The organism is Phragmitibacter flavus, assembly GCF_005780165.1.
Classification (GTDB): domain Bacteria; phylum Verrucomicrobiota; class Verrucomicrobiia; order Verrucomicrobiales; family Verrucomicrobiaceae; genus Phragmitibacter; species Phragmitibacter flavus.
In genome coordinates this window covers 15606-30668 of record NZ_VAUV01000030.1, presented here as the reverse complement: position 1 = coordinate 30668, position 15063 = coordinate 15606, and the positions used below count along the sequence as shown (strand labels likewise).

The window sequence follows — 15063 nt, the reverse complement described above, 5'->3', positions numbered from 1 at the left end:
CATCCAAGTTTTCAGGAAGAAAGTGCCGCAGCACCTCCCACTCATCCTCGACCAAAGTTCGCGGTTGCATCAGCCAACATAGCCAGCTCAATGCATACTTCAACCTTTAGGTATATGCTTATGGGCTTGGAGCCTGTGGGTGTGCCGGGCATGCTGCCCGGAGGGGGATGGGGATGGTAGCCGGACAGGATGTCCGGCATACGCACCGACTGGGGGCCTGTGTTACCGCTCCGCGCGGAAGCTCCCGACCGGGCAGGCAAAATGCCTGCCTCACCCACAGGCTGCAAGCCTGTGTCACAGTTACTGCGATCCGAAGAAGCCGCCCAGTTTGCGGATGCGGGTGGGATGGCGCAGCTTTCTTAAGGCTTTAGCTTCGATCTGACGAATGCGCTCGCGGGTGACGTGGAACTGACGGCCCACCTCTTCCAGCGTGCGCCCGGCTCCATCGACCAAGCCGAAACGTTGTTCGAGAACGGCGCGTTCGCGCTCGCTGAGGCTTTCCAGAACGTCCTTGAGCTTGTCGCGAAGGAGGTTCATGGCAGTCAGTTCCATGGGGCTGACGCTGCTGTTGTCCTCAATGAAATCGCCAAACTCGGTGTCGCCATCGCTGTCGCCCACTTTGGTTTGAAGGCTGACCGGTTGCTGGCTCATGCGCATGATGGCGCGCACGCGATCCACCGGCATGTGAATCTCTTCCGAGATTTCTTCCGGGGTGGGGTCGCGGCCAAGATCCTGAACCAAACTTTTTTGCACACGCAGCAATTTGTTAATGGTGTCGATCATGTGCACCGGAATACGGATGGTGCGGGCCTGATCGGCAATGCTGCGGGTTATGGCCTGACGGATCCACCAGGTGGCATAGGTGGAGAATTTGTAACCGCGTTTGTATTCGAATTTCTCCACCGCACGCATCAGGCCCATGTTGCCTTCTAGAATGAGGTCAAGGAAGCTGAGACCGCGATTGGTGTATTTCTTGGCGATGGAAATGACCAGCCGCAAGTTGGCCTCAACCATCTCATTCTTCGCCTTGCCGGATTCCTTGCTCCAGCGTTGGGCGTCAACGTAATGCTGGCGCAATTCGTCAGGCGTGACCCAAGCGTTCAGTTGGAACTCTTCCAGGGCGCGTTTCAGTTCCGGATTGTCGGGCGTCTGCGAGTGCTCAAGCTCGATCTGATCCAGTTCAACGAGCCGTTGCTGAAGAGCGGAGAGCAGGTCCTCGTTGGTCTTCTGCTTGAAGTAAAACTTGGCGCAGAGTTTGACCAGTGCGATGCGGCTTTGCTGGAACTTCTCCAACAGCGCTGGCTTTTTCGAAGCACTGCCGCGCAGATAATCACGATAGAGGGATGATGTCTGGGCAATTTGATCGCGCACCTGTTCGCTGACCTGACGCAGCTTTTTGAAGTAGGTGTCGCGGTCCTCGTCTTTGCGTTCAATGACGATGCGATCAAAACGTTCGCTGCCACTGGCCAGCGAGTCGGCAAGATGAAGGTATTCGCCGGCGATGAAACCGATGTCCTGAAGACAGGTGTGAAAGTGGCCCTCGGCTTTCTCGATGCGTTTCGAGATGATGATCTCCTGTTCGCGGGTGAGCAGAGGCACCGAACCCATTTGCTTCAAATACATGCGGACGGGATCGTCGAGCATGTCGAGCTGGCTCTCCTCGCGCTCTTCCGTGGCGGAGTCGTCGTCATCATTGTTGGATGATCCCGAGCGTGAGCTTTTTGACTTGGCCGGGGCGACCTCCGGCGATTCAACAATTTGAATCTCCAGGTTGCGCAGACGGATGATGATTTCGTCGAGAAGATCAGGACTGACGAAACCATTCGGCATGGCCTCGTTGATCTCGTCGTAGGTGAGATGATCGTGCTCCTTGGCGAGGCGGATGAGAAAGCGCAGTTTCTCTTGGATCTCGGGCGCGTTGATGTCGTCGAGCGTGGGCTTCGGCGGTGCGGCAACACGACTGCCTTTTGGCGGGCGACCACGACGACGTTTGCTGCTGTCTTGCTCCTGGGCAGGTTGATCCTGCGGAGCGAGACCGTCTTGCAAGGGGTTCTTGCGAGGACGTCCGCGTTTCCGCTTCGATTTGTCAGCGCCGTTGACGGGCGGTTGACGATGATCCTGTGGGGTTGGCTCGGTCATTGTGCCGTGGAGGGCGGAATTTTCGGTAGCTGAGCCAAGCGGTCAAGGTATTCTTTGCGCAGGGTGACAATGTCTTGGTTCAGGGAAGAGATACGTGTGGGGTCCAAATTTGGCTGTTTGAGCTGTGAATGGGCGCGTTGATAAAGGATTTTGAGGCGTTCGATTTCGATCAGTTCCAAGGCATGTTGGGCTTCTGCAAGCTGTCCACCGGGCATGGGTTGGGAAAGCAGCTGGCTGAGAGCGCTTTCTTCTTCGCGTTGCAAGGTGGTGAGGAAGAGGGACAAACGGGCGGTATCAGCTAGGTCGGCATCGTTGTTCCAAATGAGGGCGAGAAGTTCGGTGCCGGGGATGTCGTTGAGGATGGAGGCTTTACCGGTGCTGCGCAACCAATTGAGGATTTTTGTGTCGGACAAGGCGTAGCGGCAAAGCAGCGCAGCATTGCGCTCTTGGGTTGGCAGAGGATTGGCGGCCGCTTGTCCGGAACCGCCGTTGCCAGTGGTGTCATTGTTGGCGGCGGACTTGGCAGCGCGGGCGACCTGACGTCGATAATCAGCTTCGGGAATACCCAGGCGGATGGCGAGATTTTGGATGGCGGCGTCGCGGGCAATGGCGTTGTCGAGCTGGCGGATCAGCGGTGCCATCTCGGCAGAGAAACGGGTTTTTTCGCGGGTATCGGTGAGATCGCGTGAGGCAAAAGCGTGGTCGATGGCGTGATCAATAAAATCCTTCGCCGCGTTAAGAGTGCTGCGCAGGGCTTCCACTCCCTGGGTGCGAATGAGGGAGTCAGGATCTTCGCCATTGGGCAGGGACACGGCTTTGACGATCAATCCGACAGGCGCGAGAATGACATAAGCACGCTGCGCGGCTTTGAATCCGGCGCTGTCGGAGTCGAAACAGAGCACAACTTCTTCAGCATGACGTTTTAGCACGCGGGCATGGAATTCGGTGAACGCGGTGCCCAAGGGTGCAACCACGTTTTCAATGCCGTGCTCAAATGCGGTGATGAGGTCGATCTGCCCTTCGCAGACAATCGCGCGGCCGGCCTTGATGATGGCGCGTTTGGATTTGTCGAGGCCAAACAGGATGCGGCTTTTGTTGAAGATGACCGTCTCCGGCGAGTTGAGGTATTTCGCGGCCTTGGCGTTGTTGTCGAGCAGTCGCCCGCTGAACGCGATGACCTCGCTGAAGTCATTGCGAATCGGGAACATCAGGCGATGACGAAAGCGCGGATAAGTCTGATTGGGTTGTCGGCTGTCGGCATCTCCGCGGGCAAGAATGCCGGCGTGAACGAGGAGGTTTTCCGTGTATTTTTTCTCTGCCGCCCACTGCTTGAAGGCATCACCCGTGGCGGGCGCATAACCCATTTTCCAGTTGGTGGCAGTTTCGCGATTGATGCCACGCGATTTGAGGTAGCTGCGCGCTTCCTTGGCAGAAGGATCGTTGAGCAGCAGGTGATGAAACCACTCGGTAAGTTCGCTGTGAACGCGCAGGATGGCATTGCGGATTTTCGCCGCGCGTTCAGCATTCGCATCCCAGATTTCCTCATGGATGGGAATGCCCGCCGCATCGGCCAGACGCTTCACGGCATCCATGAACTGAAGTCCGTCGTGCTCCATCAAAAATCGGATCGCGGTTCCCCCCGCCCCGCAGCCGAAACAGTGGTAGGAACTACGCTGGGGGTTGACGTAAAACGACGGCGTTTTTTCGTTGTGAAAAGGGCACAGTCCGCGCCAGTTGGTGCCAACCCGACGCAGCTTCACGTAGCGCCCGACCAGATCGACAATGTCGGTGGCATGGAGCACTTGCTGAAGGGTGTCTTCGGGAATTCGGGCCACGGGCGGTTTGGATTCTTCTGAAAAATTGACGGGCGGCAACTGTCACGGGTGATGAGCCAAAGGTCAAGAAAGCCTGACACGGGTTTGGGCTTTTCGCGATCAATCCAAAACCGCAGCGATTGCGCCCTGGATGGGACGCGGTCCGTCACCCTTGAGTTTTTCGTCCAACGCATCGAGTCGCTGGATGAGATCGGCCACCTGTTTGCGTGGGAAAGCCCCCCCGGCAGCCTGGCAAAAGTGGGTGCGACAGCCAAAGGGCCGATGTTGATAAATCATGCATTTACCGCTTTTTCCCAGCAAAGGACACGCTCCATCCTGGCGATCCGGCAGCTTTTTTCGACCGCTCGCCTTCACCCCAATCGCCGCAAACAGCGCCTCGCCTTTGGTCAGCATCGGTGTGCGACCGGTGAGCTGAAACTGACAGCATTGCGTGCGCGCCGTGCAGGAGTGATCGATGGGGCGCTGTTCAAGCGCCGCATAAATCGCAGTCATCTCCTCACGAAATTCTGGCGGCGGCGGCATCAACGAGAATAGCAGTGGTGCAGAGAAAGACCAGTGGTTGTCACATTTAGATTGGCACGCCCCCCCATCTATCGCTTTCCAGATTCACCCGGGGAGACATACGGACCAGTCATCACCACATCAACTTGTCCACCATCGGAAAATCCAACGCCGAACCCGGCGGGAACATAGGTGTCAGCCAGAGGACGCGAGGAGAATGCGTTGCGATAATGCCATAGGTTGTTATTGGTCTTCGAATGCGGAGGACCGATGACTGCAAGCACCTCTGCCGGAGTCATGCCGTTTTTCACCCTTTGCCTGATCTCAACATTTGAGAGATTTAAGTAAACGGTTTTTGATTCGCAGCATGAAAACAGAAATACGACGGTCCAGGATAGAATAACTGATGGTTGCCGTCTCATCTGGGTTTTCTAATACTACATCAGCAAGCCTGCAACCAATCTGTCACGCGCAATCGCTTGCAGGCTGCGATCCACCGCAAAGGGTGGACGTTTTTATTCTTCCTCATCTCATGCCGAACACCGAGCAACTCTATTTGATTGATGCGATTGGCCCCTTCTTCCGGGGCTATGACAAACGCACCATCAACTGGTCTAAACTGCCTTGGGAAAACCTTTGCATGGAAGGTCCCGAGCGCGAAGCTCAGTGGACAGAAATTCGCCGCGAGCTGGATGTGTTTTGCGACAAGGTTGCCAAACTCGGTTTCAACGCCGTGTCGCTGGATGATGTGACACACCTGGCCGATGACGTGCATTACGAACTGGAAACGCGGGCATTGATCGTTCAATGGCGCACGGAATTCAAAAAATGTTTCGAGGTGGCAAAGCGTCACGGATTGCAGGTGTTCATCACCATGGATGTGTTCAACGCAACGCCGGCCGTGCGCGAGCATTTGCGCGATACCCGGCGCTCCGTGGAATCCTTTTTGGCGGAACTGCTGGATCGGTTTTTCACCGATTTCCCGGAGTTGGCTGGAGTCATCATCCGCATTGGCGAAGCGGACGGTCGCGACGTGAAGGATCATTTCCTCAGCGAGTTGCACCTGCGCAATTCGTCCGAAGCCAACCGATTCCTGCGCGCGCTTCTGCCGGTGTTTGGCAAACATCAACGCAAGCTGGTGTTTCGCACTTGGACGGTCGGTGCTTATCAAATCGGCGACTTGATCTGGCATCGCGGCACCTTTGCCCAGGTGTTGCGTGGCGTGGAAAATCATCCCTCGCTCATCGTGTCGATGAAATACGGCGACAGCGATTTCTTCCGCTTCCTGCCACTGAACGAAAACTTCTTCCATCATCCCGTCGCCAAGATCGTGGAGCTGCAAACCCGGCGCGAATACGAAGGCTGCGGCGAATACCCCAGCTTTGTTGGCTGGGAATATGAACGCTATGCGCGCGAACTGCTGCAGGCGAAGAACATGGTGGGCATCAATGTGTGGTGCCAGACCGGTGGTTGGGTGCCGTTTCGACGCCGGGCATTTTTGGAGGATAGCGCCGTCTGGACCGATCTGAACACCCACGTCACCATCCGTCTGTTTAAAGAAGGTCAACTGGTCGAGGATGCTGTGCGGGAGTTTGCCCTCCAACGAGGCTGCGATAACTGGCGCGCCCTGCTGGAACTGCTGCGACTCTCCGATGAGGTCATCAATGAACTTCTCTATGTGAAAGAGTTCGCGCAGCAGAATTTTTTCTTCCGACGTGTGCGCGTCCCGCCCATGCTGCAGGTCTATTGGAACAACATCTTCATCAGTCACAGCGTTAAAAAAATGCTCGGTCACTTTGTGGAGGACAAACCTTCCTCCCTACGCGCCGCCCAACGTGCCCTCGACAGCCTTGAACAGATGAAATCCCTCGCGGCTGAAGCGGGCATGCCGGTGCATGACATCGAGTTCATGGCCGACACCTTTGGCATCCTCGCCCTCGCCCGCGAATATTGCCTGACCCCGTTTACCGAAGACGTCGAAACCCGCCTGCGCGCCGCCAAAAAAGCCTACAAGGTCAAATATCCCAAATCGGGAGACCGCCATCGCTACCGCATCAAGATGAACTTCAAACCCTTCTGGCTGCGTTATCGACAGCTCGCCTGGGCGGTGGCGGTGTTGATGCGACGCAAGGGCGGCTACCGGCTGGTCGACCGACTGTTCACCCTGCACGGTCTGTCGTTGATCTACCGTGTCATCGCCCGCCGTCGCCCTCAATGGATTCCCGCCTTTGCCCGCGACAGCGCCATGGGAGTGGACACCATTTTCAAATGAAAGAGCGGGCATTCAGTTCCCTGAAATAATCCCTGACCCCGCCATTTTTTGCCCCCACGCCATTTCAACTCTTCTTGACCCTGTGGACTTTCCTTTTTATGGGAGATCGCGCTTTGCACTACCATGGTTGAATATCTTAAAATCTGTCGCCCCGATCACTGGCTAAAAAACGTGTTCATCGTCTTCGGCCATGTGGTCGCCTGGGTGTTGGTTTTGGATTTCGCGCGCGATGCTTCTTTGATCACCAAGGCCTTCCTCTCGCTGATCCCGGCCTGTCTGATCGCTTCCGCCAACTACATCCTCAACGAAATCCTTGATGCCCCGTTCGATGCGATGCATCCCACCAAACGCCTGCGCGGCATTCCCGCCGGCAAGGTCAAGGTCGTTTACCTGTGGTGGATCAAGGCCGCGCTCATCATCGTCGCCTTCCTGCTCTGCTGGTGGTGGAATATGAACCTCGGCTACCAGTTCGCCCTGCTGCTGCTGCTCATCAGCGGCGTGGTCTACAACGTGAAACCGCTGCGCCTGAAAGATCGCGCCTTCATGGACGTCATCGCGGAATCGTTCAACAATCCCATCCGTCTTTGGCTCGGCTATTATGCATTGGTGGACACCAATCACGTTCCGCCACTCAGCATCGTCCTCGCCTGGTGGTCGTTCGGTGCCCTGCTCATGACCGGCAAACGCTACGCCGAATTCCGTTTTATTGGCGACCAGGAACTCAGCGGTCGTTACCGTCGTTCCTTCAAGACCTACACCGAGAAATCGCTCATCCTGGCGATGATCACCTATGCCAACCTGTTTTGCTTCTGCACCGGCATCGCCATGGCCGTCTATCCGAGGCTGAACAATCTCGTGCTGGTATTCCCTCTGATCGTGCTCGCCGTCATCGCCTATTTCCATCACGCCATGAAGGACGATGCCGCCCGTCTGGAGCCCGAGCAGCTGCTGCGCAATCCATGGATCATCCTCTGCACCCTCGTCACCGGGGCCGCCAGTCTTTGGCTGCTGCTGGCAGAGACCAATTATGCCAAAAATGTCTTTCATTTCCTAGGCCCGGTGGAGTGGTAATTGCTCAATCCTGTTCCATGCATGCCATGGACGAAAAATAATCCGCAGATTTTTTCAACAATCTGGGGTCGTCCCTGTCAGAGTGCAGCGTTAATCGACATTCACTCGTCATGAACACCAACACTCCCCCACCCCTCGATTCCCAGTCTGCCGCACCTTCAGTGCAAGCCCGCTCCGGCTGGAAGCAAAAACTGCTCATCGTCTCCTGCGTTTTCTTCGGCGTCACCGGAGTCGGTGCCGCGTCCGCAGCCTGGTGGTATCAATACAATCTCAACACCCCGTCCTTCAAGCCGGTGCAGCTCTCGCTGGCCGAACAAAAGGAAGTGGCGGAAAAAATTGCCGCACTCGAAAACGAGCCTGAGCCCAGCGATCCCGCCAAAACCATCATTCTCAACGAACGCGAGATCAACGGCTACCTTGAGCAACAGGGCTTCGGCGAAACCGTTAAAGTCAACATCAACAAAAGCGGCCTCGGTGCCACCATTCTCGCTCCTGTTGATGAATCGGTCCCCCTTTTCGGTGGACGCACCTTACGCCTCAAAGTCGCTTTCAACACCCAGTTGAACGAGGACAAACGTTTTGCCCTCAGTCTGGCTGACGTCAGCGTCAGCGGCATCTCCCTTCCCAATGCCTGGCTTGGCAACATCAAGGGTCTCAATCTTCTCGATGGCGAATCCAACGGCGAGATTGCCGGTCTTCGCGCCTTCGCCGCCGGTGTTAAATCGCTTAACATGCGCAACGGCGAAATGCGCCTGGTGCTCAATGATTAAGTCGATTCATTCAACCAATCGGAATCCAATTTCGTTCCTATATTGACCTGCCCATCGCGGCCTGATCCCTCCGGGGGTCAGGCCTTTCTCTTTTCAGGCACCTCCTCTGCGGACAAACGGATTTGCTGAATGTTCAGATTTTAATCAAATAAACACACGCACACCGCGAATTCGATGCGAATCTCCCTCGAATCTCCGACCAGCCATTCGACAATTCAGCACCTCGTGCTTTTTTGAAGAACCCGCTGGTGCAAGTTTAAAACATCTCCCAAATATCACAATTACTTCAGTTTTTGTGGTATTTAAGGTTTTTTGGCTTGCGGGAAATTTGCTTGAGGCTAATTTTGCCTCGTTCAACACTCCTAAACTACACAGAACCAACCAAATGAAAAAATTCGCAATTACTCTGTTCGCGATGGCTTTCGCTTCGGCCGCTATCGCTGGCCCAGTGAGCTATGGCAAATCCAGCAAAGAAGTCGCTCCTTTGCCACCACCACCACCACTTGGCTGCGAAAGCTTCGCTCCAGGATTCGCTTTCGGTTTGTATGGCGCTGCCATTCTTCCTGATGGCGACAGCGACAACGAGCTTGGCGCTGGTTTCCTTGCCGAATACTTCTTCACCGAATACGTCGGTGTTCAAGGCAGCTACAGTGTTTTCGCTACCGAGCAGGAACACCACGAATTCAACGGTGCCCTTGTTCTTCGCTACCCAATCAAATCCATTTGCTTGGCTCCTTACGTCCTTGCAGGCGGTGGCTACAGCGTGAACAGCGACAACCGTGGCAACTACTTCGTTGGTGGTGGTCTTGAGTATCGCATCGAATCCGCCAACCTTGGCATCTTCGGTGACGGCGCTTACCACTTCGCTGAAGACAGCGCAGACGAAGACTACACCATCGTTCGCCTTGGTGTTAAGTTCCCATTCTGATTTCTGAGTTGATCTCCTGATCAACATTCCTTTAAGAGGGAGCGGGCAACCGCTCCCTCTTTTTTGTGCCTGCGTCAAAGTTGAAGGCTCGTCCCGAGCCTTACATTTCAGTCCAAGCCCCAAATGGATGTCCATGTCCTGCAGGAACATCTCATAGCAGCCCGGCACGAGGTGCCGGGTTAACGGTTGAATCGGCAAATCTTCCTGCAGGGAAGACTCATGCACCCGGCGAAAGTTTATCCCACCACGCAAGAAGCGCCCCCAAGGAAGCCAAATCAGCCGTGTCCAAAAATCGGCACCATGTTCCGGGCTGCGATGAGGCGTCCCGTCAGGATGCCATCTAATCCATCACCTCAGACCCTCTATTAACAGAGGGCGCATCCCTTTTTGAAAACGCGCACGCCCATTGCCCCACCCGTGTCAATGCGACACGACTGACTGTCTCATTGCGCCAGATTGACGCTAAAGAAAGGCCCTCAATCGACGATCATCTATCTTCCATCAACCAAATCTCCCCTCACCATCAACGACTTGCAACTCACCAATCCCCCATGGCACGCCTCATGCCCTAATGAACGACCACACACGATGTCTGGTTAACCAGCTCCATCACTTTCAATCGCACGCAAGGAACACCCAAACCAACCATGAGCAAAATTTTAGGAATCGACCTCGGCACCACCAACTCCTGCATGGCCATCCTGGATGGCAGCGAACCCCAAGTGCTCGAAAACTCCGAAGGCGCCCGCACCACGCCAAGCGTGGTCGCATTCACCAAGAGCGGCGAACGCCTCGTCGGCCAGGCTGCCAAACGCCAGGCCGTCACCAACTCCCGCAACACCGTCTTCTCCGTGAAGCGTTTGATGGGACGCAAATTCTCCGAACTCACCGCCGCCGACAAACAGCTTCCCTACAAAGTCGTCGAAGCTCCCAATGGTGACGCCCACGTCCAGGTCGAAGTCGGTGGCGAAAACAAAACTTACTCCCCGCAGGAAGTTTCCGCGATGATCCTCGCCAAACTCAAGGCCGATGCCGAAGCACGCCTGGGCGAACCCATCACTGAAGCCGTCATCACGGTCCCCGCCTATTTCAATGACTCCCAGCGCAACGCCACCAAGGCCGCTGGCGAAATCGCCGGACTCACTGTCCGCCGCATCATCAACGAACCCACCGCCGCCTCCCTCGCCTATGGCCTGGACAAGAAGAGCGACGAAAAAATCGCCGTGTATGACCTTGGCGGTGGCACGTTCGACATCTCCGTTCTCGAAATCGGAGACGGTGTCTTTGAAGTGCTCGCTTCCGATGGCGACACCCACCTCGGTGGTGACGACTGGGACAACGCCTTGATCCAATGGGTCATCGCCGAGTTCAAAGCCGATACCGCCATCGACCTCAGCAGCCAGCCCGACGCCCTTCAGCGCATCAAGGAAGAAGCTGAGAAAGCCAAAATCGCCCTCAGCTCCAGCCAGAGCTACGACCTCAATCTTCCCTTCATCACTGCCGACGCCACCGGGCCGAAGCACATCATGAAGACGCTCACCCGCGCCAAGCTCGAGCAGCTCACCGACAGCCTTTTTGTCCGCACCGAAAAACCCGTCCGCGACTGCCTCGCCGCCGCCAAACTCGACGCCAGCAAAATTGACGAACTCGTTCTCGTTGGCGGCATGACCCGCATGCCGAAAGTCATCGAAACCGCCCGCAAACTCGCTGGCAAAGAGCCTCACAAAGGCGTCAACCCGGATGAAGTGGTCGCCATCGGTGCCGCCATCCAGGGTGGTGTGCTTCGCGGCGACGTCAAAGACGTATTGCTTCTCGACGTCACTCCGTTGACCCTCGCGATCGAAACCGAAGGTGGCATTGCCACCCCGATGATCCCTCGCAACACCACCATTCCAAAACGTCACTCGCAGGTGTTCTCCACTGCTTCTGACAACCAGCCAGGCGTTGAAGTGGTTGTCATCCAGGGCGAACGCCCGATGAGCCGCGACAACAAAAACCTCGGCAACTTCAAACTCGACGGCATCCCACCGATGCCCCGCGGCATGGCACAAATCGAAGTCACCTTCGACATCGACGCCAACGGTATCCTCCACGTTTCTGCCAAGGAAAAAACCACCGGTAAGGAAAGCAAAATCTCCATCGCCGGCTCCAGTGGCCTCAGCGCCGAAGAGATCGAGAAAGCCAAAAAAGAGGCTGAACTCCACGCCGAAGAGGACAAAAAACGCAAAGAAGGCGTCGAGGTCAAAAACCAGGCGGAAACCATGGTTTACCAAGTCGAGAAATCCCTGGCCGACCTCGGCGACAAAGTCACCACCGAGCAGAAACAGCCGATCCTCGACAAAGTCGACAGCTTGAAAAAAGCCATCGCCGACAACGACACCGCCGCCATCAAAACCAAAAACGAAGAACTGACCAAGCTCTTCACCGAAGCCTACTCACAGATGGCCGGAGCCGCAGGCGCTGCCCCAGGAGACATGCCTGACATCGAAACCGCAGCCGCCGCAGCCCAAGCTCAAGGTGGAAAACCTGACAACGATGCAGTCGATGCCGACTTCGAAGTCGTGGAAGGCGAAAAGAAAGCCTAATTGTATGTTAATTATAGTAAACGAAGAGCCCTTCTGGCTTACACGTGAACCACAAGGAGTCTCAATCTTGATGGGGCAAGAAATAATTGAAGGTAAAGATGTGAGTGAGTTGAAAAGTGCTCTTGAGGGAAAAGGTTTTAAGATTGGATTCCCAGAGCATCTAGAAACTACAAACCCACACACAATTGATTTCTTTTTGCGCTATGGATTCCGCTGGCCAAGTCCCACTCAAGTTACTCTCCGAGGAGAAAGAGTTGACGTTCGACCTCTGACTTTCATGACCACTAGAAAATCCCGTCCCGGTCTCAACGACATTTCCCCAAAGTATAGGATTTATACAGCGACAGCAAAACCGTCTTCCGCTTGGCCTGAAGGATGGCAAGAGCTTTTAGACGAAACTCAACTTGAGGCTTTGTTGGCTCACGAATAATTTTCACCCCAACCAATCCGTGCCACACACGTGGCACGGACGGGCTGGGTGAACCAAACCAAAACACAACACGTAACCCGAAATAGCAAAGAGCATACCAACCATGGCTACGAAAATCACACCACTCGGCCGTCGCATTCTCGTGAAGCGCGTCGCCAGCGAAGAAAAAACCGCAGGCGGCATCTTCCTCCCTGACAATGCCAAAGAGAAACCCCAAGAGGCTGAAGTTATCTCCCTTGGCACCGGCAAAGACGACGAAGGCAAAGACGTGGTCTTTACCGTTGCAGTCGGCGACAAAGTCCTCATCTCCAAATACGGCGGCACCGAAGTCAAACTCAACGGGGACGACGTCCTCATCATCAACGAATCCGACGTTCTCGGCATCGTTGCCTGATTCCATTCCACTTTGAATTGAACCCAAGAACGAACCACTAAACCGTTAAGTTAATCATATTATGGCTAAACAACTCCACTTCGACGAAGCAGCCCGCCAGTCCCTCCTGCGCGGCGTCCAAAAGATCGCCCGTGCGGTCAAAGCCACGCTGGGACCTTCCGGTCGCAACGTGATCCTTGAGAAAAAATTCGGCAGCCCAACGATCACCAAAGATGGTGTGACCGTTGCCAAAGAGATCGAACTTTCCGATCCTTATGAAAACATGGGCGCCCAGCTCGTGAAAGAAGTCTCCAGCAAAACCAGCGACGTGGCCGGCGACGGCACCACCACCGCCACCGTTCTTGCTGAAGCCATCTACTCCGAAGGCCTTCGCAACGTCACCGCCGGTGCCAACCCAACCTCCCTTCAGCGCGGCATCTTGAAAGCCACCGAAGCGATCGTCGCCAAGCTGAAAGAAATCAGCAACCCGGTGACCAACGCCACGGAAATCGCCCAGGTCGCCACCGTCTCCGCCAACTGGGACAGCGAAATCGGCAACATCATCGCTGACGCCATGGACAAAGTCGGCAAAGACGGCACCATCACCGTTGAAGAAGCCAAAAGCATCGAAACCACCCTCGAAGTGGTTGAAGGCATGCAGTTCGACAAAGGTTACCTCTCCCCTTACTTCGTGACCAACGCGGAGACCATGGAAGTGAACCTCGAAAGCGCCTACATCCTCATCTTCGAGAAGAAGATCAGCAGCCTCAAAGACCTCCTTCCTCTCCTTGAGAAAGTGGCCCGCACCGGCAAGCCTCTTCTCATCATCGCTGAAGACGTCGAAGGCGAAGCGCTTGCGACCCTCGTGGTCAACCGCCTGCGCGGCACCTTGAACATCTGCGCCGTCAAAGCCCCTGGCTTCGGCGACCGCCGCAAAGCCATGCTTGAAGACATCGCCATCCTCACCGGTGGCCGTTGCATCACCGAAGACCTCGGCATCAAGCTCGAAAACATCGACCTCACCGACCTCGGCCAGGCCAAACGCATCACCATCGACAAGGAAAACACCACCATCGTCGAAGGCGAAGGCACCAGCGATGCCATCGCCGGCCGCGTGAACCAAATCCGTCGTCAAATCGAAGAAACCACCAGCGACTACGACCGCGAGAAGCTCCAGGAGCGTCTTGCCAAGCTCGCCGGCGGTGTGGCCGTCATCAACGTCGGTGCTGCCACCGAAACCGAGATGAAAGAGAAAAAAGCTCGCGTGGAAGACGCCCTTCACGCCACCCGCGCTGCGGTGGAAGAAGGCATCGTCCCAGGGGGCGGCACCGCACTCATCCGTGCACAAGCTGCTCTTGGCGACCTCAAACTCGAAGGCGACGAAGCCACGGGTGCTGACATCGTCCGTCGTGCCATCGAAGCTCCTCTCCGTCAACTTGCCGCCAACGCAGGTGTCGAAGGCGCGCTCATCGTTGCTGAAGTCAAAAAGCAATCCGGCAACATCGGTTACAACGTCGCCACCGGCGAATACGTTGACCTGATCAAGGCTGGCGTTGTTGATCCAACCAAAGTGACCCGCAGCGCTCTTCAGAACGCCGCTTCCATCAGCGGTCTTCTCCTCACCACCGAGTGTCTGATCTCCGACATTCCTAAAGAGGAAAAAGGCGAGCCTGCCCACGACCACGGCGGCATGGGCATGTAATCCATCATCGTTTAGCAAAAACAGCTAAACCCATATCAGCAGGCCGGAGGGAAACCTCCGGCCTGCTTTTTTGTATCCAATCCTCCTCTTACTCTTACTCCTACTCCTACTCCTACTCCCCACCCAAAACTCCCAACAACACAGAAAACAAACACCCACCCGAGCGGGTCCACCACACTTTAGCTCGTCCTCGTCCTCCTACTCGACCACTTCACTTCAATTCTTCTCCGCGAGTCCAAACCACAACAAATCTCCCAACGCGCATCTCCTCATCCGCTCCCCTCGTCTCCCAGCAACACGCCCCTATCGAGGACGAGGACGAGGACGAGTAGGAGGACGAGGACGAAAGTAAATTCCCGTGTGTGCTGGATCTCAAGTGTGGGGAGTAAGAGGAAGAGGAAGAGAAAGAATAAAACTCCTCAAACCCTCAAACCCTCAAACCCTCAAACCCTCAAAC

The 15063-nt window shown here is 55.6% G+C and carries 11 protein-coding genes; 8 read left to right on the top strand and 3 right to left on the bottom strand.

Annotated elements, in window-relative coordinates; genetic code table 11:
- Positions 1–300 precede the first annotated feature (300 nt).
- The 3 genes from rpoD to FEM03_RS23800 all read right to left on the bottom strand — a co-directional run bounded on the left by rpoD (position 301) and on the right by FEM03_RS23800 (position 4496).
- Entirely contained in the window at positions 301–2139 is a 1839-nt protein-coding gene (rpoD, locus tag FEM03_RS25785) for an RNA polymerase sigma factor RpoD (RefSeq protein WP_138088885.1), read from the bottom strand.
- Positions 2136–3974: a DNA primase gene (dnaG, locus tag FEM03_RS23805; protein ID WP_166443104.1), complete on the bottom strand. Its 1839-nt coding sequence runs from the start codon at positions 3972–3974 to the stop codon at positions 2136–2138. Before dnaG ends, rpoD begins: the two co-directional genes overlap by 4 nt.
- 99 nt (positions 3975–4073) lie before the next feature.
- Positions 4074–4496: a YkgJ family cysteine cluster protein gene (locus FEM03_RS23800; RefSeq protein WP_138088883.1), complete on the bottom strand. Its 423-nt coding sequence runs from the start codon at positions 4494–4496 to the stop codon at positions 4074–4076.
- Between the two features lie 511 nt (positions 4497–5007).
- Between FEM03_RS23800 and FEM03_RS23795 the strand changes: the two genes are divergently transcribed.
- The 8 genes from FEM03_RS23795 (at position 5008) to groL (ending at position 14606) form a co-directional block, all read left to right on the top strand.
- Positions 5008–6747, top strand: a complete 1740-nt coding sequence (locus FEM03_RS23795; protein ID WP_138088882.1) for a hypothetical protein — start codon at positions 5008–5010, stop codon at positions 6745–6747.
- Between the two features lie 123 nt (positions 6748–6870).
- Positions 6871–7818 (top strand): UbiA family prenyltransferase, encoded by a 948-nt coding sequence (locus FEM03_RS23790; protein WP_138088881.1) that lies wholly within the window; start codon positions 6871–6873, stop codon positions 7816–7818.
- A gap of 110 nt (positions 7819–7928) precedes the next feature.
- Positions 7929–8588, top strand: coding sequence for a hypothetical protein (locus tag FEM03_RS23785; protein WP_138088880.1), 660 nt, complete (start codon positions 7929–7931; stop codon positions 8586–8588).
- Between the two features lie 385 nt (positions 8589–8973).
- A complete protein-coding gene (locus FEM03_RS23780; RefSeq protein ID WP_138088878.1) occupies positions 8974–9516 on the top strand; it encodes a hypothetical protein in 543 nt (180 codons plus the stop codon).
- A gap of 647 nt (positions 9517–10163) precedes the next feature.
- A complete protein-coding gene (gene dnaK, locus FEM03_RS23775; RefSeq protein ID WP_138088877.1) occupies positions 10164–12101 on the top strand; it encodes a molecular chaperone DnaK in 1938 nt (645 codons plus the stop codon).
- Between the two features lie 67 nt (positions 12102–12168).
- Positions 12169–12531, top strand: coding sequence for a hypothetical protein (locus tag FEM03_RS23770; RefSeq protein ID WP_138088875.1), 363 nt, complete (start codon positions 12169–12171; stop codon positions 12529–12531).
- Between the two features lie 103 nt (positions 12532–12634).
- Entirely contained in the window at positions 12635–12925 is a 291-nt protein-coding gene (locus tag FEM03_RS23765; protein WP_138088873.1) for a co-chaperone GroES, read from the top strand.
- 58 nt (positions 12926–12983) lie between these two features.
- The gene (gene groL / locus FEM03_RS23760; protein ID WP_138088871.1) at positions 12984–14606 is read left to right on the top strand and encodes a chaperonin GroEL; all 1623 of its coding nucleotides are present in this window, start codon (positions 12984–12986) and stop codon (positions 14604–14606) included.
- Positions 14607–15063 lie beyond the last annotated feature (457 nt).